The sequence below is a fragment of the Mycobacterium sp. OAS707 genome, from assembly GCF_014873705.1.
GTDB lineage: Bacteria > Actinomycetota > Actinomycetes > Mycobacteriales > Mycobacteriaceae > Mycobacterium.
In genome coordinates, this window is sequence record NZ_JADBDS010000005.1 from 96,543 (window position 1) to 118,980 (window position 22,438).

The 22,438-nt window shown below is 62.8% G+C and carries 18 protein-coding genes; 10 read left to right on the plus strand and 8 right to left on the minus strand.

All coding sequences use genetic code 11. The features are described from left to right. The 6 genes from GGC64_RS29025 to GGC64_RS29050 all read right to left on the minus strand — a co-directional run bounded on the left by GGC64_RS29025 (position 1) and on the right by GGC64_RS29050 (position 8,431). On the minus strand, positions 1-552 hold the full coding sequence (locus tag GGC64_RS29025) for a VOC family protein (RefSeq protein WP_192726056.1): 552 nt from the start codon (positions 550-552) through the stop codon (positions 1-3). A 116-nt stretch (positions 553-668) separates the two neighbouring features. Continuing rightward, positions 669-2,006: a histidinol dehydrogenase gene (hisD, locus tag GGC64_RS29030; protein WP_192726057.1), complete on the minus strand. Its 1,338-nt coding sequence runs from the start codon at positions 2,004-2,006 to the stop codon at positions 669-671. Next, complete coding sequence (locus GGC64_RS29035; RefSeq protein ID WP_192726058.1) at positions 1,975-2,991, minus strand: DMT family transporter; 1,017 nt, start codon at positions 2,989-2,991, stop codon at positions 1,975-1,977. Before GGC64_RS29035 ends, hisD begins: the two co-directional genes overlap by 32 nt. A 71-nt stretch (positions 2,992-3,062) precedes the next feature. Further along, complete coding sequence (locus GGC64_RS29040) at positions 3,063-5,078, minus strand: FAD-dependent oxidoreductase (protein ID WP_192726059.1); 2,016 nt, start codon at positions 5,076-5,078, stop codon at positions 3,063-3,065. A 75-nt stretch (positions 5,079-5,153) separates the two neighbouring features. Continuing rightward, positions 5,154-6,719 (minus strand): FAD-dependent oxidoreductase, encoded by a 1,566-nt coding sequence (locus GGC64_RS29045; RefSeq protein ID WP_192726060.1) that lies wholly within the window; start codon positions 6,717-6,719, stop codon positions 5,154-5,156. Between the two features lie 146 nt (positions 6,720-6,865). Then, a complete protein-coding gene (locus tag GGC64_RS29050; RefSeq protein WP_192726061.1) occupies positions 6,866-8,431 on the minus strand; it encodes a PucR family transcriptional regulator ligand-binding domain-containing protein in 1,566 nt (521 codons plus the stop codon). 169 nt (positions 8,432-8,600) lie between these two features. On the opposite strand from GGC64_RS29050, the gene GGC64_RS29055 reads away from it, so the two are divergent. From GGC64_RS29055 to GGC64_RS29080, 6 genes are all read left to right on the plus strand, one after another. Beyond that, on the plus strand, positions 8,601-10,385 hold the full coding sequence (locus GGC64_RS29055; protein ID WP_192726062.1) for a thiamine pyrophosphate-binding protein: 1,785 nt from the start codon (positions 8,601-8,603) through the stop codon (positions 10,383-10,385). A gap of 242 nt (positions 10,386-10,627) precedes the next feature. Further along, positions 10,628-12,235 carry an ABC transporter substrate-binding protein gene (locus GGC64_RS29060; protein WP_192726063.1) on the plus strand — a complete coding sequence of 536 codons (1,608 nt, stop codon included), beginning with the start codon at positions 10,628-10,630 and terminating at the stop codon, positions 12,233-12,235. Positions 12,236-12,264: 29 nt separating this feature from the next. Continuing rightward, positions 12,265-13,272, plus strand: coding sequence for an ABC transporter permease (locus GGC64_RS29065; RefSeq protein WP_192726064.1), 1,008 nt, complete (start codon positions 12,265-12,267; stop codon positions 13,270-13,272). Between the two features lie 8 nt (positions 13,273-13,280). Further along, on the plus strand, positions 13,281-14,213 hold the full coding sequence (locus tag GGC64_RS29070; RefSeq protein ID WP_192726065.1) for an ABC transporter permease: 933 nt from the start codon (positions 13,281-13,283) through the stop codon (positions 14,211-14,213). Next, entirely contained in the window at positions 14,210-16,039 is a 1,830-nt protein-coding gene (locus GGC64_RS29075) for an ABC transporter ATP-binding protein (protein ID WP_192726066.1), read from the plus strand. Before GGC64_RS29070 ends, GGC64_RS29075 begins: the two co-directional genes overlap by 4 nt. A gap of 15 nt (positions 16,040-16,054) precedes the next feature. After that, positions 16,055-16,354, plus strand: a complete 300-nt coding sequence (locus GGC64_RS29080; protein ID WP_192726067.1) for a WhiB family transcriptional regulator — start codon at positions 16,055-16,057, stop codon at positions 16,352-16,354. Here GGC64_RS29080 and GGC64_RS29085 read toward each other — a convergent pair. Beyond that, a complete protein-coding gene (locus GGC64_RS29085) occupies positions 16,351-17,373 on the minus strand; it encodes an aldo/keto reductase (protein WP_192726068.1) in 1,023 nt (340 codons plus the stop codon). The two genes, GGC64_RS29080 and GGC64_RS29085, sit on opposite strands and share 4 nt — an antisense overlap. Before the next feature lie 259 nt (positions 17,374-17,632). Here GGC64_RS29085 and GGC64_RS29090 point away from each other — a divergent pair, with 259 nt between their 5' ends. Genes GGC64_RS29090 through GGC64_RS29100 form a run of 3 tightly spaced genes read left to right on the plus strand, consistent with a single transcriptional unit; the run spans position 17,633 to position 20,970 of the window. Then, on the plus strand, positions 17,633-18,298 hold the full coding sequence (locus GGC64_RS29090) for a uridine kinase (RefSeq protein ID WP_192726069.1): 666 nt from the start codon (positions 17,633-17,635) through the stop codon (positions 18,296-18,298). A gap of 28 nt (positions 18,299-18,326) precedes the next feature. Continuing rightward, entirely contained in the window at positions 18,327-20,549 is a 2,223-nt protein-coding gene (gene treS, locus GGC64_RS29095) for a maltose alpha-D-glucosyltransferase (RefSeq protein ID WP_192726070.1), read from the plus strand. 25 nt (positions 20,550-20,574) lie between these two features. Then, entirely contained in the window at positions 20,575-20,970 is a 396-nt protein-coding gene (locus GGC64_RS29100) for a pyridoxamine 5'-phosphate oxidase family protein (RefSeq protein ID WP_192726071.1), read from the plus strand. Between the two features lie 364 nt (positions 20,971-21,334). Here GGC64_RS29100 and GGC64_RS29105 read toward each other — a convergent pair whose 3' ends face one another. Then, positions 21,335-21,700: a site-specific integrase gene (locus GGC64_RS29105; protein WP_192726072.1), complete on the minus strand. Its 366-nt coding sequence runs from the start codon at positions 21,698-21,700 to the stop codon at positions 21,335-21,337. Between the two features lie 107 nt (positions 21,701-21,807). Here GGC64_RS29105 and GGC64_RS29110 point away from each other — a divergent pair, with 107 nt between their 5' ends. Continuing rightward, a complete protein-coding gene (locus tag GGC64_RS29110; protein ID WP_192726073.1) occupies positions 21,808-22,029 on the plus strand; it encodes a hypothetical protein in 222 nt (73 codons plus the stop codon). Positions 22,030-22,438 lie beyond the last annotated feature (409 nt).

Consider the following 22,438-nt stretch of genomic DNA (forward strand, 5'->3'; position numbering starts at 1 on the left):
CTATCTCCACTCTTGAGTCGGTGGCGCCATCGCGGCGCCGGGCAGGCCGTCGTAGAAGCCCGCGCCTGAACATGTGGTCAGCTCCATTTGCATGCCCCACGGTGTTTGGAAGTAAAACCAGCGCTGTCCGGCCACGGGCGCCCCTGCGTCGACCCCGTTCGGACCTTGCTGCACGGTGACACCGGGGATGGAGCGGATGTAGTCATAGCCGGCGTCGATGTCGTCGACGTAGAACGCCAGGTGGTGGCCGCCGACGTCGCTGTTGCGCGGCGGCGTCGATTGTTGTTGGGGTGCAACGTATTGGAACAGCTCTATGTTGTGGTGCTGGCCCAGTCGGATCATCGCAAGAGAGCACCGGGCCGCGGGGTCCACGTTCAGGCGTTCGCGCATGCCTTCACCATCCCGATCTTCGAATGGCCCGTCAGTGAAGATGAGTTCGGCACCGAAATGCTCGACGAAGAAATCCACCGCCTCGACGAGATCGGGCACAGTGAACGCCACGTGGTCGACGGCGCGCATCGTCGGCACCCTGGGGCGAGGTGCGTTGACCATCAACATCTCCTTCAACATCTGTTCGCCGCCGGTGTCGCTGGAAAACGCCGCGCCCGCGGGTCATGGGGCCAGGGGTGGCGCTGGCGGGCCGTCGACTAAACGCATCGCCCGCCGGGCTACGACACCGTAGCCCCCTGCGTGGCGCCAAACTCGTGGTCCGACCACCGCAGAGCATTTCCGCCGTACTTGGCAGCACGCACATCAGCCGAGCGGGCGTGCCCCTCGAAATTCTCGAGCCGGGAGGCTCGACCGCAGATGCGACCCAGCTCAGCACTGGATTCGGGGTTGTCGATCTCCTGATAGGTGACCGTCTTGAGGAACTTGCCAACCCACAGCCCACCGGTGTAGCGCGCTGCACCCAGAGTGGGCAGAACGTGATTTGTTCCAATCGCCTTGTCTCCGAAGGGAACACACGTCTTCTCGCCCAGGAACAAGGCACCGTAATCATGCATTTCGGTAAGCGCGCGGCGCGGCTCGGCGGTCAGAATCTGCACATGTTCGCTCGCGTAGCGGTCTGCCAGGGTGAAGGCCTGCTCCACGGAGTCGACCAGATGCACTTCGCCGTACTTCTGCCACGACATAGACGCAACATCGGCTGTGGGCAAGTTTTCCAATTGGCGTGCCACCTCCGCCATGGTTTCGCGCCCGACCTGCTCGGAGGTGGTGATCAAGACGCATGGTGAATCGGGTCCGTGCTCGGCCTGGCTCAGCAGATCCGCGGCGACGACGAAAGGATCTGCCGTCTCATCGGCGACAATGAGCACCTCGGTCGGACCGGCGAACAGATCGATGCCCACCTCGCCGAACAGTTGGCGCTTGGCCTCAGCGACGTACGCATTGCCCGGCCCGGTGAGCAGGTTGACCGGGGCTATCGACTCGGTGCCAAGTGCCAGCGCGCCGATCGCCTGCACCCCCCCGAGCACATAGATTTCATCGGCGCCGGCCAAGTGCATCGCCGCGACGCTGATCGGAGGGACGCCGCCGCCATTGGGGGGTGTGGTGGCCGCAACCCGCTCGACCCCAGCGACTTTCGCCGTTACCACCGTCATGTGTGCGGACGCCGTCAACGGGTAGCGTCCGCCCGGCACGTAGGCGCCCGAAGCGGACACGGGCACATGCTTATGGCCCAGCCGCACGCCAGGAAGTGTTTCGATCTCGACGTCATGCATCGAATCACGTTGCGCCTGAGCGAAGTTACGCACCTGCTCCTGTACGAACCGCAGATCCTCGATCACCGTGTCCGGTAGCTCGGCGACGATCTTGGCGGCCTCCGACTCGCTGAGGCGGAAAGACGCCGGTGCCCAACGATCGAACTGATGCGAATACTTGCGCACCGCATCATCACCGTTGGTACGAATGTCTTCAAGTACCCTCGCGACCGTCTCCACGACCTGTGGGTTGCTCTTGTGGGGCGTTCCGCCCTCAGCGGTCGGCGCCTTGAGTGTCTTCGACACTGTCTGTATCTCCTTGCGCTTGCCCTGCGGGCTCTCGAACGTCGGCGGTTTCAATCGATTCCGACGTATCTCCAGTCTCAGCCCCGAGCGGCGACGACGGCAGACCCATCATGTGCAACAGATGGCCTTGGCGATGCACACCTAGGCCGGCACCGGGGTCAATTTGATCGGCGCTCGGACGGTCGCGGCGCCAGGACGGTTGAGTGACCGCACCAACGCTGGCGATGGTGACCAGTGCGATCGCAGCGTAGTGCACGGCGCCCAGCTGCTGTCCGAGCACCAGCCATCCGATCACAGCGGCGAGCATCGGCGACAGGCTGGCCAGGATAGCGAAAGTCGCTGGCGGCAAGCGCCGTAGCGAAAGCTGCTCCAGTGAGTGTGGGATCACCGAGCTCATCAGCGCGACGGCCACCAGGGTGCCCAGCACGGGCCAGCTTCGCGCGGCGCCGAACGTGCCGCTAAGAGCTGCAAACGGTGTGGTGGCGACGGCGCCGATCAGGGTGGCGAGCGCCAACGCATCGACCTTTGGGAACAGCTCCGTCGCGCGCGCCGACGACACGATATAGCCGGCCCAGCCGACAGCAGCGCCTGCGGCGAACAGATAGCCCACGGCATCGAAACGACCGACCTCGCCCCCGGCCATGCCCAGCATCGCGACGCCGATGAATGCCAGTAGCGCCCACAACCACATCACCCGCCGGTGGCTTCCTGAAACCGATAGGAGCAGCGGCCCACAAACTTCAATGGTTACCGCAATGCCCAGTGGTATGCGCCCGGAGGCGTTGTAGAACAGAAGACTCATCGCCGTCAATGCAGACGCCAATGCCACGACGGCGGCCCAATGCCGCGCGGTCAGTCCCCGTACGCTTGGCCGCACAACCAGACACAGCGTGAAGCTGGCCACAAGAAACCTGATCGCCACGATGCCGAGCGCGCCCAAGGCCGGAAAGACGGTGACGGCCAACGCGGCCGCCAGCTGTTGCATGACAGCGGCTACGACAACGAGAAGCGCTGCAGGACCAGCTTTTTCGGACTTGTCGCGGGATAACGTGACGGTCACACGGCTGCCGCCGCAGCAATCCGGCGCGCGGCACGTTCGCCTTCGTGTACCGCCTCCATCATCGTCCGGCTGGCAACGGCGTCACCGACGCGCTCGACCGGCACACCCCTGTTCTTCAACGCGAAATACAGTTCGGTGACGGGACGGTGCCATCCGGCCAAGACCACGGTGTCGACCCCGGTAAGGGTGCCTGGGCGACCTTTCTCGCTGATGTGGACGACGGCACCGTCGACTGCCGTCAATGTGGTGAATGGATGAGTTGTCATGCCGGACTGATGGATTCGTGGCACGGCAAGGTTTGCGCTGAACGGGCCCAGCTTGGCACCGACGTACGGCAGCGGGGTGAGGTAGTCGACCTCGTGACCCTCGCCCTGAAGCTGCAAGGCAAGGCCGATGCCCTTCCAGCCGCCCTCACCATCGTCGACGATTACCACGTGCTTGCCCACCGCGGCGTACTCGTCAAGGACATCCCACACTGACAACACATGGTGTTGATCAAGGCCGGGGGTGAACGCAATGCCCTGAGCGAGGTTTCCGACGATATCCGGCCCCGGCGCGGACCCCGTGGCCACGATGATGTGGTCAGGGTTCAACTCCAGCACCTCGTCGGCGGTCGGTGCCCACCCCAGCCGCACATCGACGCCGTACTTCTGGATCATCACGTCGAGATGGTCGACGACGCCGGCGATCTCGCCGCGGCCCGCGATCTTGGCCGCGATGCGCAATTGACCGCCGGTACGGACGCGACGTTCGATCAGAATCACCTCGTGACCCTGCCGCGCAGCGACCTCTGCGGCTTTCATGCCGGCCGGTCCGGCGCCGATCACCACGACGCGACGGCGGAACGTCGCCTGCACCAACGTGCCAATGCCGAGTTCTTGTTCGTATCCCGCGGCCGGGTTGTGCACACACGACGAGTGCGTGACATCGAAGAGGCGGTCGATGCATCCCTGATTACATCCGATACAGCGGCGAATCTCCTGCAGCCGCCCCTCTTTCGTCTTGTTGACGGTTTCCGGGTCGGCGATCTGTTGGCGGGTCATGGCGACAAGGTCGGCATGACCACGCGCGAGAACGTCGGCGGCGTCTAACGGGTCATTGATCCGACCGACAGCGACCACGGGGACATCCACCACAGCTTTCACCGCTGCCGCCAGGTCCTCCCAGATTCGCTTGGGGTGCTGCATATCCGGCACGTTCTGATGGGCCTCGTTGTAGGTGGCGGCCTTGACGCAGATGTAATCGATCTTTCCGGTGGCGGCAATGGCCGCAGCGATCTGCTGAGCGTCGACGACTTCGAGGCCCCCGGGGCTGAAGTCGTGACCCTGAAGGTTGATGCCGACGAGGAAGTCGGGACCCACCTCTGCGCGGACGGCGTCGATGACCCGCATCACGATGCGCATCCGGTTCTCCAGTGAGCCGCCGTACTCGTCGCCGCGGTGGTTGGAGAACGGCGAGAGGAACGATGCCAAAAGGTATCCGCCGTAGCCCGAGTGGATTTCGACGCCGTCCATGCCGCCTTGTTTGGCGTGGCGCGCGCCAATCGCATGCGCCTCGACGATCTCGTCGATGTCCTCGATCTCCATCTCCTTGGGCATTTCGAGATTGAACGGGCACGGGGTGTTGGAAGGACCCCATAGTGCGCGCTCGGTAAACGTTGAATGCCCTTGACGCCCACCATGTCCCAGCTGCATCACGATGCGCGCGCCGTGCTCGTGCACGGCATCGGTGATTTTGCGCAGGCCCGGAACTATCTCGGGTAGCCACGCGCGCGGTTCACCGGGTACGTCCTGCGAAGTCGGATGGATCTGGGGGAAGGCCATCCCGATCAAACCCACGCCACCCATCGCCCGCTCCCGGTAGTACGCCACATGCTGGTCGGTGGGCAGATAACCCTTGGCCATCCCGGTGCCGTGGCCGGTCATCACCACCCGGTTGCGAATCTCGACGCTCCCCAAAGTGATGGGCTCGAACAGCGGTGAAAGCGTCGGATCGCCACTTGTGGATGTCACGAGACTAGTCCTCCATCGGGTGAGATCGGTTGTGGCTCATCCGCATCGGCGAATGGCGTCGGATGAGGCGGTGGGTCAGGCGGTCAGTGCGCCAGATTGGCCCAGCCGCAGCGAGAGCGCGGCAACGGTTAGCGCGGGGTTGACCGCGGCAGAGGAAACGAAGACCGAACTGTCGGCGATCCACAGGTTGTCCAGATCATGGGCGCGCAGGTTGGCATCGACCACACTCGTGGCCGGGTCGTCCCCCATCCGTGTGGTTCCGCACTGATGCGAGGTAGCTTCCATACCAAGGCTTCGGGTGAGCACCACCGGAAATCCGGCTTTTCTGACCACTTTCTTCATCCGGTTGATGAGCTCGTGGTGGGCTGCGAGGTTGGTTTCGCGCCGCGACAACGTGATCTGACCGCGCGAGTTCAGCGTGACCCGGTTTTCGGGCATTGGCAGATCTTCGGTTTGGATGAACAGATCCAGGGTGTATTTGGTGACTTCGTCAAGAATCGGCATCGGGACCCGCGGCTGACCCATCTTGGCTTGAGGTCCGCGTAATTTGCCCAGGCCTTGGACGTTGCCCAGCGGATACTGAGTCGACGGGCCAGCGGTGTACCAGTCGTTGATACCGATGGTTTTCTGGTACACCGCTTCGTTTTTGCGGCGCGGGTCGATCGCCAAGAAGAACGTGGTCACGTGCGCCATATAGTTGCGGCCCACCTGATCGGAAGAATTCGCCAGTCCCTGCGGATGGTGAGGCGATGTCGACCGCAACAATAACGCGGCGGTGTTGACCGCTCCGCAGGCAACCACGAAACGCTTGGCGCGCACCTGAATTCGACGTCCCCGGTGGTCGATTTGCGCGGAGGTAACGAGACGCCCGCTCGCGTCGGTGTCCAGGCGCCTTACCGCCGCGTTGGTCAGCAGACGCACATTGCGGGACTTGGCCCGCAGCGCCGGTCGCACGGCGCCGACGTCGGCATCACCTTTTGCATCGACCATGCAGGCGAACGAATCGCAGGTGTAGCACAGCACGCAGGCGCCCCCTGGGCGGCGGTCGAGTGCCAGCGGCGAGGCGAACGGGTGCAGGCCCTGAGCTTTGGCGCTGTCAGCCAGCCGTGCCATCGCGCCCTCGTGCGCCACACCGGGGAATGGGTAGTCGGTGGAACGCCACGGATCGGTGGGGTCCTCCCCCTTGTTGCTGTGCACCCAGAACATCTGCTCGGCTTGGCCGTAGCAGGATTCCAAATCGGCGTAGGTGATGGGCCAGGCCCGCGAGACACCGTCGACGTGCTTGATCGCACCGAAGTCGCTCTCCCGGAAACGCGGCAGGGTGGCGCCGTAGAGCTTCGTCGAACCGCCCACGTAGTGGTAGTTGCCGGGGACGAACTCCTTGCCGGCTGCGGCGTCGTACCAAGCCGCGGAGTTCTTGTAGCGGCCACGGGTGTGTACCGCGTCGAAGGACCAGTTCTCCCGCTCGACCGGCAGGAAGTCACCCTGTTCGATGATCAGGACCTCGTGCCCGCAGTCACGCAGGGCGTACGCCAAACTGCCGCCGCCCATTCCGGATCCGATGATCGCGATGTCCGTGTCAAGAACGTCGGGCGGATCGGTGATGATCTGTGACTGCAATGCCGCTACCGCGGTCGACATGTGGCTAACTCCCCGGGGCCTAGAGGATTGTGGGCTGCCCGTGAGACGGGTGACACATTTCACGGTATAGAGACCTCGTACCGGGCGGCAGGCGCACAATGTGCAGTTCTGAAGCCAGGGCGTTCACAGTCGGTGCAATCGCGTCCTCAGCCCCGGCTCTGGCGTTGCAGCAGATCGTGCCCACGGACCGCGAATATCAATGCCTGGCGCGTGTCCGGGTCGTCCAACGAGCGTCCGAGCAGGTTGCTGATGCGGTCCAGTCGGTAGTACAGGGTTCGACGCTGCACGAACAGCAGCTGGGCTGCCTGCGTTTTATTGCCGTCGCACGTGAGATAGGTGCGCAGCGTCGGCAGCAGCGGAGTGGCCGTGTCCGCGTCGTGTTTGAGCAGCGGCCCCAGCTCGTCCTCGATATAGCGGCTCAACTCTGGACCCCCCGCCAACGACGCCAACAAGCGCAGCACCCCGAGGTCGTCGAACCGGTGCACCGCGTTGTCGGGGCGGGCGGCGGCCACCGACGCTGCGCTGCGGGCCTGCTCGAGCGCCGCCGGAAGTTGGTTGGCACTGACGGGCCGACTGAGACCGGCACGCACACCGAGCGCCTGCAGACGCTCGACGAGTTGCTTCTCCGAGTTCGCGCGTGGCAGACCCATGATGGCCAATGTGTGCTCACCCAGATCGGTGACCACTGCAGGGAAATGCAGTGCTCGGCAAAGGTCCTCGACTGCCTCGTCGCTAGTGTGCGATGCGGGCCCTTCCTTGCAGACGAACACCGCCACCAGCACGCGGTTGCGAAGGTCACGGCCGATACGCAGTGCCCGGGTGACGAAGTCCTCACCCGAAATATCGCCAAGGAGCAGCCGGCTGACCAATGAGTTCTGTCGTTGTGCCGACCTTGCGCCACTCTCCCTTGCGCCGAGCAACGCAATGGCGATGGCATCGGCCGCGCGGTCCAGCGCGTACCCCGCGGTGCCGACGACTGAATCGCCGCCGTGCAACACGTGCAGCCACCCCCATCGTTCGCCGCGCAGCACGACAGCTTTTCTCGTGCAGTGGTGCGCCTCGGTCGCGTTGCCGGTGTCGTTGGTTCCTGGATCGTGGTCGATGCGGGAGTGATGTTCCCACTGTCCGAGTGCTTCATCGCCCACTGGTGAGCTTCCCGAGTATGCGACCACCTGCCGCGACGCGTCCTCCAACACCACGGGATAGCCGACCTCAGCAGACAGCGCGTCGGTGAACTCGACGTGGTCACGGCCCGACAGCAGCAACTTCATGAACGTGGCGTTGAGGCGCTCGTAGGCGCTGAGATCAAGCACCCGCTGATCAACGATCGACTCATGTACCTGGGCGGAGACCTCAACGAACGGTAGCTCCCCGTCCAAGCCGACCAGAGGGAAATCGCGTTCGCGGGCCGCTGCGATCAGCGCCTGGGGCATCGCGTCGAATGCACGCCCACTCAGTTCGATGATCAGCACCGCGGCCTGCGCGTCGGCGATCTCGGTGAGGTACCGGCGCTGGCCCTCGGCGGTCGATCCGATGCCAAGCCCGGCGGTGAGCAGCATTTCCCCTCCGCTCAGGAACTGCGCGATATCCGGTATTTCGGTGGGATGAACCCACCGGATGGTCCGGCTTAGGTTGCTCTCGCCTGCATACACTTTCAGCGGAACACGGCTGAACACTTCCAGCTCGAGCGCCGCCCCGACTGTCATTGCCATGGCCGTCCCGTTCGATCGGCGCCAGAATGTGCAGGGGAATTCTGCTGCACTGCGCACATTGAGTCTATCGAGACATGGATCACTGTAGGCACACTTATCGACAAGGTCGCTGCCCGACCCGGTCGGCGTGACGTAACAGCCGAGCCCGTCACGACAGAGAGGACTCTTCATGCCCAGGCTCAACGGCGGACAGGTTATCGCCCGCACTCTCAAGGAATACGGCGTGCCCTACGTGGCAGGCATTCCGGGGCACGGCATCTGGGGATTGATGGATGCGTTCAACGAGGACGAATCCAAGATTCCGTTCATCCAGACGTATCACGAACAGAGCGCGGTCCATTTGGCTGATGGCTACTACCGAGTTTCAGGGAAGCCGATGTGCGCGGTGACGTCGATCGGCGCGGGCGCCTCCAACACCGTCCTCGGCCTGGCCACTGCCTACAGCGACTCCACCAGCGTCCTGGTTATCACCGGCGGTCCGCCACGACACATGCGCGGTCGTGGTGTGCTCCAAGAGCTGGAAAGGCAAAAGGACAACGGTTTCCCGCAGGTCGCAGAAGCGGTTTCTAAACGCAGCTGGGTCGCCAACAGTATCGAAGATCTGCCGTTCATCCTGCATCGCGCGTTCAGCACCATGCTGACCGGCCGACGTGGACCCGCCCACATCGAAGTGCCATGGGATCTGCACGCAGAGACCGCCGAAGTCAACTTTCATGACCTTGCCCGCCGGCTCCCGGTGGGCCTGCAATATCCCGACCCCGAGGCGATTGAGCGTGCGATCGCGGTGCTGGCCGGTGCGGCGCGACCGATGATCATCATCGGGGGCGGCGCCATCAGTGCCGACGCCACCGACGAAGTGCGGGCCCTGGCCGAAGGATTCAACATCCCCGTCGCAACGACGTGGAATGGCAAAAGCGGGTTCCCCGAGGATCACGATCTGTTCGTCGGAAGCGTCGGCCAGACCGGCACGATCCACGGAAATTACCTGGCCGCCAACGCCGATGTCGTCGTCTCGATCGGCTGCCGGTTCACCGACTGGTCGTCGTCCAGCTACGCCAAGGGGCAGTCGTTCTCGTTCCCGCCGGCCAAGCTCATTCACATCGATATCGATCCGCACGAGATCGGCAAGATCTACCCGGCCGAGGTCGGCATCCTCGCCGACGCTAAACCCGCCGTCGCCGCGATCGTCGACTCACTGCCAGCCAAGCCGACCCGTACTGACTATCTCGCAGAGGTCGCCGAACGGAAAGCGGAGTGGGAGAACGAATTATCGACCCGCCGCGACACCGACCGCTTCCCGTTCACGCTGCAGCGACCCCTGGCCGCCCTGCGCCGCGTGATGGACCGAAGCGGCATCGTACTGGTCGGTTCGGGTAATACCCAAGGTGCCGTCAAGCAGACGTTCCCGGTCTACGAGCCGCGCACACACCTGACGACAGGCGGCTTCTCGTCCATGGGATGGCCGGTGCCCGCCGCGCTGGGCGCCAAACTCGCCGCACCGGAGCGCCAGGTGGCCAGCATCACCGGTGATGGCGACTTCCTGATGACAGCACAGGAGATCGGGGTCGCCATCCAGCACGACATTCCCGTGGTGTTTGTCGTGCAGGACAATTCGGGCTATATCTCGATCCGCGGCGGTCAGCGCAACGCCACCGACCGTATCATCGGCACCGAGTTCAACCGCCCCGACGGCACTCCGTACAGCCCAAGCTTCAAGGATCTCGGAAAGTCGTTCGGGCTGGAATCATTCCGGGTCGACTCGGCAGCCGACCTCGAGCCGACCTTCAAGCGGGCCTTCGACGCACAGGCCCCGGTACTGGTCGAGATTCCTACCGATCGCGACCTCGCCAGCCCATTCGTTCCGGGCTGGCTCGATTTCCCGCCGCTGCCGCACATCACCGACGAACGAGCCGACGAATACCGCCAGAATCGCGCCAACGAGCAGCACCAGTAGGGGTTCACACGATGAACGACGACACTTCATAACGCCCGGGAGTGCCCGCAAGGTGCCCGCGCAATCTGCGCAGGGCGGCGCGGGCGCCTACCACTCAGCGACGTCTAGCGCCTATTAATCCAGTCGACTCAGTCAGCCAATGTTGCCATCTGGCCATATCGCCATGCCGTTTTCCGGGCCAAACTCCCTGATCCAAATCGTCCGCTCCCCACCCAAGAGCACACCCGTAAAGGGGTTTCAAAATGCAGGACAACATTTCTAGAGCCGCGGCCAACATGGCGGGCGCCCAGTTCGACCGTAGGAAGTTCCTGTGGTCGGCAGCCGCGGGTCTCGCCGTCGTGGGCGCCGGGGCCAGCCTCGTCGGTTGCGCAGGCGGCGGTCAAGGCGGCCAATCGTCTCAGGGCGGCCCGGCAGGCGAACCCAAGCGCGGCGGCACCCTCCGGGTCGGCGCGCAAGGCGGCGCCAACACCGACACCCTCGATGCCCAAAACGGTCTCACCAACACCGATTACACGCGCAACGCGCAACTGTACGATCCCCTGGCTCGGCTTGACGACAAGGGGCAGCCGCAACTGGTCTTGGCCAAGGAAATCACGCCGAACAAGGATGGCACCGAGTGGACCATCATCATCCCCGCCGGCGTGACCACACACCAGGGCAAACCGTTTACCGCCGATGACGTCCTCTACAGCCTCAAGCGAATCGTCGACAACAAGTTCCCCGGGTTGTACAGCCTGGGACCGATCGACATCGCGAATTCCAAAGTCGTCGATCCCACCACGCTGAAGGTGGCTTTCACCAAGCCCTACGCCATCCTCGTGGAGGGTTTGACCACCGTGTTCATGAACATGGTCCCGCGCGACTACGACCCCAAAAAACCTGACGGCACAGGCCCGTTCAAGTTCCAGAGCTTCACGCCAGGCGTCGAGAGCACGTTCGTGCGCAACGCGAACTACTGGCAGGCCGACTTGCCCCATCTGGACGCGGTGGTCACGACAAACATCGCCGATGAGACCAGTCAGGTCAACGCACTGCAGTCGGGCCAGGTCGACGTCATCAACTATTTGTCCCAAGGTTCGGTCGCGGCGCTGCAATCCGGCGGCATGCATGTAGTCGTTTCCGGCACCGGCGGATGGGGACCGTTCACGATGCGCGTCGACCAAAAGCCATTTGATGACCTGCGCGTGCGCCAGGCGCTGCGGTTGATCGTGGATCGCCAGGAGATGCTCAACCAGGTCTTCGGCGGCAAGGGAAAGATCGGCAACGACGTCTTCGGCATATACGACAGAGACTTCCCGACAGATTTACCACAACGCCACCAAGACATCGACCAGGCGAAGTCACTGCTCAAGGCGGCCGGGCAGCAGGACCTGACAATCCAACTGGTGACAACCCCCAATGCCCCCGGAATGATCCCCGCCGCACAGGTTTTCGCCACGCAAGCCAAGAAGGCAGGCGTCAACGTCAACATCGTCCAGCAGACAACGACCGACTACTTCGCCAACTCCTACCTGAAAGTGGCCTTCAGCCAGGACTACTGGCCCACGCAGCCGTACCTGGTCGCTGCCGGTCAAGCACTGGCGGGCCCCGATGCGCCCTTCAATGCCTGCAAGTTCAACGATCCCGAATACAACTCGCTCTACAACCAGGCGATCGCCGAAGGAGACGCCGGAAAGCGTGCTGACCTCATCCACACGATGGTCAAGATCGATTACGACCGAGGCGCCAACATCATCCCGTACTTCTTTCCAACGATCGACGCAAGCACCCAGAAGGTGGGCGGAATCAAGGAGTTCCCCACAGGATTCAGTCCCAGCGGTAACGACTTCACCAACTTCTGGTTGGCCTAGAAACCCGCTGATTCGGCGAAAGGCCCACCATGACTGAGACGCTCCAAATCGCCACCGCGAAGCCATCGGGACGCAGTTCCCACCCGATCCGATCGCTGGTGGTATCGCGCGCAATCACTGGGGTGATATCGATTTTCGTCATCTCGATCATTGTCTACGCCGCGACATTGGTGCTGCCTGGTGACGCCGCCACCGCGATCCTCGGCCAACAGGCCACACCCGAGCGACTGGCGGCACTACGGGCCGAGCTGCACCTCGATCAGTCGCCCATTACCGGCTATTTCAACTGGGTGACATCCGCATCGCGCGGCGACTTCGGCAAGTCACTCACCCAGGGTCTGCCGGTATGGGACATTGTGGGGCCAAGGCTGGCCAACTCGATGGTGCTGATCGCACTCACCGCGATCATCTCCACCATTTTGGGTGTGCTACTTGGGATGTGGGCAGCCGCACGCCGCGACTCGTGGATCGATCACTCGCTGTCGGTGAGCGCGCTGGTGGCAAGCGCGTTGCCGGAGTTCGTGATCGCCGTGTTCGTGGTGATGGTTTTCGCCGTCACGATATTCGCGTGGTTTCCTGCGGTCAGCATCCTGCCCGAGGGTGAACACATCTGGAATGAACCGGTGAAGCTGGTACTGCCGGTCTTTGCCCTCGTCCTCGTGGTCACTCCCTATGTATTCCGGATGTTCCGGGCGTCACTGATCGAGGCGCTCAACTCCGACTACGTCGAGGTTGCAACCTTGAAGGGTGCCAGCATGTCACGGCTGTTGTTCGGTCACGCGCTGCCGAATGCACTGGCCGCAACCATTCAGGTGGTGGGCCTGAATCTGCTGTATCTGGCCGGTGGAATCGCCCTGGTCGAGACAGTGTTCCAGTTCCCGGGAATCGGTTTGGCACTTGTTGCGGCAATCAGCGAGCGCGATGTGCCGATGATTCAGTTCCTGGTCGTGCTGTTGGCCATCGCATACGTCCTATTGAATATCACGACCGACCTCGCAGTGCTACTCGTCACTCCACGCAAACGACTTCCGAGGTGACCACGGACATGACCGCTACCCTCAACTTAGACACGGCCGAACAGTCGCCGACCAAGCAGCGAGGTGCAGTACGACGAATACTGGAGAGCGCCTTGGCAACTCGCCGCGGTAAAATAGGCCTGGCACTGACAGTGCTTGTGGTCGGGTTCGCCTTCATCGGCCCATTCCTTCCCTCGCGCTCACCGGTGGAGTTCTCCGGCCCGCCATATGCGTTACCAGGCAACGGTGCAGGAATTCTTGGCACCGACGCGCTTGGGCGCGATGTTCTGGCGCGCCTATTCGACGGCGGTTGGCAACTGTTGACGCTAGCCGCGATCTCTACCGCGGCAGCGGTATTGCTCGGTGCCATTGCTGGCGTGATGGCGGCCTATCGCGGCAGTTACACCGAAATGACGGTCATGCGCTCAGTCGATGTCATGCTCGCGATCCCCCAGCTGGTGTTTGTTCTGCTGATTGTGAGCGTCATCGGCGCGAAGACCTGGCTTGTGGTGGTGGCTGTCACGCTGTGTCAAGCGCCTCAGGTGGCGCGTGTCATGTACGCCGCCGCGCAGGACATCTGCGAGCGCGACTTCGTCAAGGCGGTCGCCCTGTGGGGTGTTCCCCCGCGTACGGTGATCCGCCGCCATGTCATGCCCAGCCTGACAACTCCATTGGCCGTGGAAGCTGGTTTGCGACTGAGCTTTTCGATCATTCTCATCGCAGGCATCAACTTCCTCGGGTTCGGCACACAACCACCGAATCCATCCTGGGGAGTCATGGTGAACGAGAACCGGCTCGGTCTGGCCACCAACTACTGGGGAGTGCTGGCTCCGGCCATCCTGCTCGCCATCCTCGCCGTGGGGACCAACGTTTTCGCCGATTCATTGGCGCGGGTCGCCTTTGGCGAAGGCGGCGCCGAGGAAACGTCGGCCGTTACAGGGCTCACCATGGCGGCATCATGACTGGGGTGCGCGAGGTCGCCACCGATGACCGCGACGCCGGTGCGCCGGAAGCGGGATTACTCGTCGAGGGCCTGACAGTCGTCACCGAGGGGCGCCAGACACCCGTGGTGCAGGACGTCGGTTTCGCAGTGGCGCCCGGCCACGTAATGGGCTTGGTCGGTGAGTCGGGTTCAGGCAAAAGCACCATCGGCGTCGCCCTTCTTGGTCTCGCGCGTCGTGGGCTGCGCATCGCCGGCGGACGCGTGTGCATCGACGGCGTCGATATTCTCGGCCTACAAGGCAGGAATCTGCAGAACGCGCGCGGCCGGCTGATTGCCTATGTTCCCCAGGATCCAGTAAGCGGACTGAACCCAGCGCTCACGGTGGGTCGCCAACTACGCGAGGCGATCATCATCCACCGCGATACCCTGCCGGCGGGGGAAACCATCGAGCAGCGCGTGCACCAGCTGATGGATGAGGTCGGCCTGCCCTCGACCGACGCTTTTCTGAACAGCTACCCGCACCAGATGTCGGGTGGGCAGCAGCAACGAGTCGGTATCGCAATGGCATTCAGCTGTCGACCCCGCGTCATCGTTCTCGACGAGCCGACGACTGGGTTGGATGTCACCACCCAGCGCCGTGTCCTAGAGACCGTGCGCGAGCTCACCGCTGAGCATCAGGTGACCTCGGTGTACGTCAGCCACGACTTGGCGGTGGTGGCCCAGCTCGCCGATCAGACCGCCGTCCTCTATGCGGGTCGCGTCGTCGAGCACGCAGCCACCGAGTCGATGTTCGGTGGTGCCCGTCACCCCTATACCGTCGGCCTGCTGAAGGCAGTGCCGAGTTCGGCTCGCAGTGAGATTCTGGTCGGCATCGAAGGTCGGCCTCCCCGGCCGGGCCGGTGGCCGCAGGGCTGTTCGTTCGCGGATCGCTGCGAGTCGGTACAGCAGACCTGCCGCGAGGAACTTCCGCCGCTACGCAATATTGGTGACAGCGGTCAATCCCACTTGGCGCGTTGCTATTTCCCACAGCCGCCGGTATCGGCTGATCATGCCAAGAACCCTGTGCCAACGTTGTCAGGTGGTCCCCTGCCCATCGTTACGGTACGCAAGCTGGCGGCGCGATATGGAGCGCGCGAAGTGCTGCGCGATGTCTCATTCGAAGTTCTTGCGGGCCGCTGCACGGCTGTGGTCGGGCAATCGGGATCCGGAAAGACGACCCTGGCGAGATCGTTGGTCGGTCTGCACACAGCCTGGACAGGGGAGGTCGAATTCGCGGGCACGCGGTTGGATACGCAGCCGCAGCGTCGGACCAAGGCGCAACGTCAGACATTGCAGTACGTTTTCCAAAACCCTTACAGCTCACTGAATCCACGGATGTCAGTGCGCGAAAATCTGGAGGAACCGCTGCGGTACTTCTCCTCCTTGTCGCACCGTCAGCGCACGGAGAAGGTCTTCGGGGTGCTGGCAACGGTCGCTCTATCGGAGGAGTACGCCGAGCGGATGCCACAGCAACTGTCGGGCGGCGAACGGCAACGCGTCGCGGTAGGACGTGCCTTGATCGTCGACCCCGACGTCATCGTATGCGATGAGATCACCTCGGCGCTGGATGTGTCGGTACAAGCGCTGCTCGTCGAGCAGCTTCGGCGTCTCCAGAATGAACGAGGCTTGTCGTTGGTATTCATCACCCACAACCTGGCGGTGGTGCGCAGTATCGCCCAGGAGGTCGTCGTGCTGTCCGATGGCGTCATCGTCGAGTCCGGCTCAGTTGATCGGGTCCTCGACCATCCCACACACGCGTATACCCAGAGTCTGCTCGCCGATTTACCCAGCACCGAAAGGTCCTGAGCCAGAACAATATTCATGACAACGCAGTTACCATCAGCACGCGGCGTCAATACCACGGCCGAAGCTCGGGACTGGCAACTCTCGGCGCGATGCCGCGGCGAGGACACCGACGCGTTCTTTCACCCGGAAGGTGAGCGCGGAGGCGAACGACGCCGACGTCAACGCCGCGCCAAAGCGATGTGTGCCGAATGCCCCGTCAGGCACCAATGTCTCGTCCACGCGATGAAGGTCCCGGAGGCCTACGGAGTTTGGGGCGGTACATCCGAAGACGAGCGCGCACGCTGGCTCCGCACGCCGTCACCCGTCGTATGTTAGCTAACTCCAGGTGTGGGCGCATCCGGGCGAATCAGTTGAGCATGGCGTAGTTCAGCCCAGAGCTCTTCCGGCACAGCGCTTTCGAAGAGTTCAGCATTGCGCATCTGCTGATCGGTATTGCGCGCGCCGAGGCATATGCTGGTGATCGCCGGGTGGGCGTAGGCGAACTGCATCGCCGCGGCGGCAAGCGGCACCCCATGCCGTTGACACAGCTCTTCGAGTTTTGCCGCCTTGGCAAGTACTTCACGCGGCGCCGGTCCGTAGTTGAATCGGGCGCCGCTCACAGGCCCAGTAGCCAAGACACCGCTGTTGAACACGCCGCCCAATACGATCCCGATGCCCCGTTCCTGACACATGGGCAGCAGCGCGTCCAACGGCTCTTGCTCCAGCAATGTGTACCGGCCGGCCAACAGGCACAAATCAGCATCGGTGGCCTTGACCGCCTCTGTCATCACGTCGGTCTCGTTGACTCCAAAGCCGATCGCCTTGACAACACCTTGATCCCGAAGCGACTCCAACGCGGGAAACGCGCTGACGACAGCCTGGCGGAAGTACTCCGGCTGCAACGGTCCGTGAGTGAAGTGATCGCAGTCGTGAATGAACAGGACATCGAACCGATCGGTGAGCATGCGCTGCATGCTTTGCTCGACTGCACGCATGACCCCGTCGTAGCTGTAATCGAATGCCTCGACGAAGGGCGGGATATCGCGGTACTGGCCGCTGACCGTCGGCGCTGCGCTTGTCGGCGTCAGCACCCGGCCGACCTTTGTCGAGAGCACCATTTCGTCACGGTCGAAACGACGTAGTACATGCCCGAGCCGGTATTCACTTAATCCGTTGCCATACCCGGGTGCGGTGTCGAAGTAGCGCACGCCCTGCCGCCACGACTGCACGACCATGTCAGCCGCTTGGTCGTCGGTGAAGACGCCGTTGAAATTCCCGATAGGCGCACCGCCGAACCCAACGGCAGTGAATTGCAAACCCGACCGTTGATGAACCCTGGTGTCCGACACTCTCATTGGCGCGACCCTTTTCTGCTTGTAGCTTTACTCCGTCGCTTCGCGCTGCCAGGTTAGGGCGCGCTTAATTCGAGCGTAATGTCGCGAACCCACGCGAACCCGACACACTGTGAGCAGCGTCGGCGGCAAATAATGCACCAATTGTGTGAGGTTCGTGAGCGTCGCATCGCATAATCTGTTGACAACTTCCGGCCCGGTCGCCGACGTCTCGCTTATCGGGTGTGATCAAGATCAGGGGGAAAGGGGGGCACCGATCAACGTGCGGGCTCCCGATATCGACCCGACAGGATTGCGGTGGCATATCCGCTCGTACTTCGATGTGTGGACAGACCTACTCGAGCGGTCCCCCCACGGGCGTCCGATAGTCATCGGCATCGACGGTCACAGTGGCTGCGGCAAGACCACTCTCGCGAACGGGCTGGCAGCGGTTGAACCCCACACCGATGTGATCCATACCGACGACGTGGCCTCGCATCATTCGTTCTTTGAGTGGGCAGAGCCGCTGATTGAGTACCTGTTGAAACCTCTGCACCAAAACGGGCTCCCTATCAGTTACCGTCCACCCGGATGGGTTCTGCGCGACCGGCCCGGCGCGATCACCGTCGCCGCCGACACGACTGCGGTGCTTGTCGAGGGAGTCGGCGTCGCACGTCGGGAGGTGCGAAGGTGGTTGGACGCAGTCATTTGGGTATATGCCGACGATGACGTCGCCCGTCGGCGGCTGGTGTCTCGCGGGGAGAGCACAGCCTTTATCAACGACTGGATGGCGCAGGAGAATCGCCTGCTTGCCGAGCATCGGCCGTGGGAGATCGCTGATTTGCTCGTCGCGGGCGAGTTGGGTCAACCGTCGCACGACGGCCGGTACCGCAATGTCGTCACCGCCCCTGGCCCGGGGGCGGCGCGCGTGCGGGCCAAGGACACATAAGCGAAGCACGTCACCGTGAAGGGGTTACATGTCTCAGGCGGCAGAGTCGGAAGCCGATGATCAAGCCAACGAGCCGGCCGAAATCACTTTCGATGAGCACCTGCACCCGGCGCGGCCGCGAGCGCTGCGCTTTCGCCCCCGCGTCAGAGCCTCGTTCGTCCGACGATCACTAGCTCAGGACGGCACCGCGGCCGGAGACAATCCGGCGTATGTGTCCTGGCTGCTGTCGCAATCGATGCTGGCCGACGCCAACGAAATCAGCCAACAGTTCTCGGGACAGGGCTCGATGTGGCAGAACCCCTACGCCACGCCCGCCCCGCGCAGTGCTGTTGACACCGCCTCGGTGTGGTTCACCGCCTATCCGCTGTCGCTGATCACCCGGCCCGACGAGTCTTTTCTCAAAGCGATGGCAGACGAAAATATGTGGAAAGCCTTTTCCGAGATCGGAATTGAGGCCATCCACACCGGCCCGGTCAAACGTGCGGGAGGCATCTCGGGTTGGGACATGACACCGAGCGTCGACGGCCACTTCGACAGGATCAGCACCCAGATTGACCCTGCGTTCGGCACCGAAGAGGAGTTTCGCCACATGTGCGGAACCGCAAACTGGTACGGCGGCACCATCATTGATGACATCGTGCCGGGGCACACCGGCAAAGGGGCCGACTTTCGGCTGGCCGAGTTGAAGTACGCCGACTACCCCGGCATCTATCACATGGTCGAGATCGATCCACGCGACTGGGCTCAGTTGCCCGACGTTCCGGCGGATGCCGACTCGGTCAACATCGACGCCACAACGGAAGAATGGCTGGACAAGGCCGGGTACATCATCGGGCGACTCCAGCGGGTGATCTTCTATGCCGAAGGCGTCAAGGAAACCAACTGGAGCGTGACACGTCCGGTCGTCGGCGTCGACGGTGTCGAGCGCCGCTGGGTTTACTTGCACTACTTCAAGGACGGCCAGCCCTCCATCAACTGGCTCGATCCGTCGTTCGCAGGCATGCGACTCGTCATCGGCGACGCACTGCATTCGCTGACCGACTTAGGTACTGGCGGGTTACGGTTGGATGCGAACGGCTTCCTCGGTGCGGAGAAAACTGCCGCCGAAGACAGCACCGCGTGGTCGGAAGGCCACCCGCTGTCAGAGGCGGCCAACCATCTGATCGCCAGCATGGTCCGCAAGGTCGGTGGGTTCACGTTCCAGGAACTCAATCTCACCATCGATGACATCCGCGAAATCGGCGAGGCGGGCGCCGACCTGTCCTACGACTTCATCAACCGCCCAGCCTGTCAGCACGCGCTCGCGACGGGCGATACGGAATTTCTGCGGTTGACACTTCGGACCACCCTCGAACTGGGCGTCGATCCCGCTTCGCTGGTGCACGCACTACAAAATCACGACGAACTCACCTATGAGCTCGTGCACTGGTCCACCGGTCACCGCGACGACATCTACACCTACAAGGGCGAAGACGTGACCGGGGAAGCACTGGGCGAAACGATCCGCCGCGACCTGACCGAGAGACTCACCGGCGACAACGCGCCGTACAACCTGGTTTTCACGACGAACGGCATCGCCTGCACCTCCGCCACCATCGTCGCGGCCGCGCTTGGAATTACCGATCTGGATGTGATCGACGACATTGATCGAATCCGCCGCGCACATCTTCTGCTGGCAATGTTCAATGCCCTGCAGCCCGGCGTTTTCGCGCTGTCCGGCTGGGATCTGTGCGGGATGCTGACACTTGCGCCCTCCGATGTCGCTTCGTTGCTGCAGGGCGGCGACACTCGGTGGATCCATCGAGCGGCACACGACTTGATGGGGGTGAACCCGTCGGCAACGAAATCGATGGCTGGCATTCCGCGAGGCCGAAGCTTGTACGGGTCGATTCCTGAGCAACTCGCTGACGAGACGAGCTTCCTTCGGCAACTGCAAGCCATGTTGCGAGTGCGATCTCACTATGGCATCGCGACCAGCCGTCAGGTCGATATTCCGGAGGTATCACATCGCGGCATGCTCGTGCTTGTGCATGAACTAGCCGACCAAGGCCGCCATCAACTGACGGTCCTCAACTTCGCCAATGAGGAAGTCGTTGGGACAGTGCGCTCAGAGAGCCTCCCGCCGGGCGCGTCAGTGTCGGACATGTTTACCGGCAAAACTCTTGCAGCCGTAGACGATCTGCACAGCTTCTCCATCGAGATGCAGGCCCACCAGGGAATGTCGCTGCTCATCGAAAGCACTGCGGACTGACCTCGCATGCGGGATGGATTGCACCGTGTTCACCGAGGCCGAGTTGCAGCTGTTGGCTGTCTGTCAGCAAGGCAGAATGGTCAGCCTTGGCGCCGACGATACCTCGCAGATTCATCCCGTCTCGTTCGTCGTCGACCCCGTGGGCGGATGGATCGATATCAGTGGTCCCCGGCTCCGCGATTCGCAGAAATACCGCAACATCCGTCACGATCCGCGGGTGACCCTTATCGTCGATGAGGACAGCGCAGCAGCATGTGGATCAGGCGCTTCGAACGCTCGTAAACTTGAAATACGCGGCATAGCCGAGCTTTCCGAGCGTCCCACTCCAGGAATGAGCACCGACGTGATCCGGATCCGGCCCGTTCGCATAGGCACCTGGAACCTGGCCGGAGACGGTCACGACAGCCGCTTCGTCAGGTAGACCCGACGGCGGTTATGCTTCTCTTCAGTCGCGGCTATACACGGGTGGCGTGTACGAAGTGTTTCCCAGAACTCACCTGAGCCTCGCCGCCAGCGGTGCTGTACCCGGCCAGGTTTCGAGCCGCTCCTGCTGCCTGGAAGTAATGCAAGTGCTCGGCGATGGCCTCACCTATCCGATGAGAGTCACGGCAGATCGGCCAGCTGGCACCTACTTCCCCGCGTCGCATAAGCCGTCCACCAACAAATCACCAGATATGCAGTGCAACTCGCTCACCGAACGTGGTTTTCGACGGTCGTGCGTTCCGTGCGGGATCCGATAACACCCGATTAGGTGAACTCGCTGCTGGCCTCCTAATCGGCGTCCGCTACGTCCGCGCACGCCGAATCACCACTGCGGCAGCTGGATTCGATTCATTCATACCGCGAGCCACGAGCTCGTCATAGAACTTGCGCAGAGCGGTGACACGACGGCGGATCGTGCTTCCGCTGTACTTGCGTCGACGCAACAGGGCGACGTACTGACGAACGTCTTTGGCCGATAGGTCCAGGACGTCCTTCTCACGTGCGTGCGCCCACCAGTACACGTCATCCAAATCGCCCCAGTAGGCGCGCGCGGTGTTGTACCCGTGGTTCAGCAGCACGCTTTCGCGAATCTCCGCGAACCGCCCGTAGTCGACGCGGCGCGCGGAAATCACCGGCAGCAGATGATCCGGGTAGAACTCGCCTGTCACGACCTCAGGCTACTGCCCTAGTGCTATCACGCTTACGCTTTTCTCGCCTCTACCTGCAGCTTTAGCCTTGTGATCGACACATCCATTGCGGATGCGAGGAGCGAGCAATGCGCCGGCAACAGATTAACGGCACTGCCGAGTCACACCGGCCAGTGCTCGACGCCGCCCAGCGGCTCGCGCGACTGGTCATCATCAGCTGTGTCATTCTGGTGCTCGCCTACTTCGCACTCGCCGCCATCGTGGTCATCCGTACCGGCGACATCCAAGCCGTCGCCGACGTCGGGCGCGCAGCCGCGGAGCTGATTCGCGCGCTCACAAGGTACGACTGAACGAGCTGGGCAAGTCGCGCTCAGCGATACCTTCGCTCCACCACGCTCCGCATTTTGGCGTACCCGATGCTCATACTCGGGTCATGAGTCAGCTCTACACAAAGAATGGCCGTCCATTGCAGGTCACAGGCTCCGAGGTGTACTCCAAGGCAGGCCGATACATCGGTCAGCACAGACGGCCGGTACGCCGGAACCGTCGTGGGCACCGCGTCGTCTATCGCGGCACAGAGAGCGCACGGATGGGCAGCCCATCGACGAGAGCCGGACCGGCCGGGCTGCGCCTCGTCTGGGACGCCGAACGTCCCGCTTCCGAGCTCGCCGAGGCTCATGGAGCCCGCCGAGTCCGAAACCGTCTACGTCGACATCTCCTGCCCGAACGCCAAATAGAGTGACGTCGGAAATGGCGCAT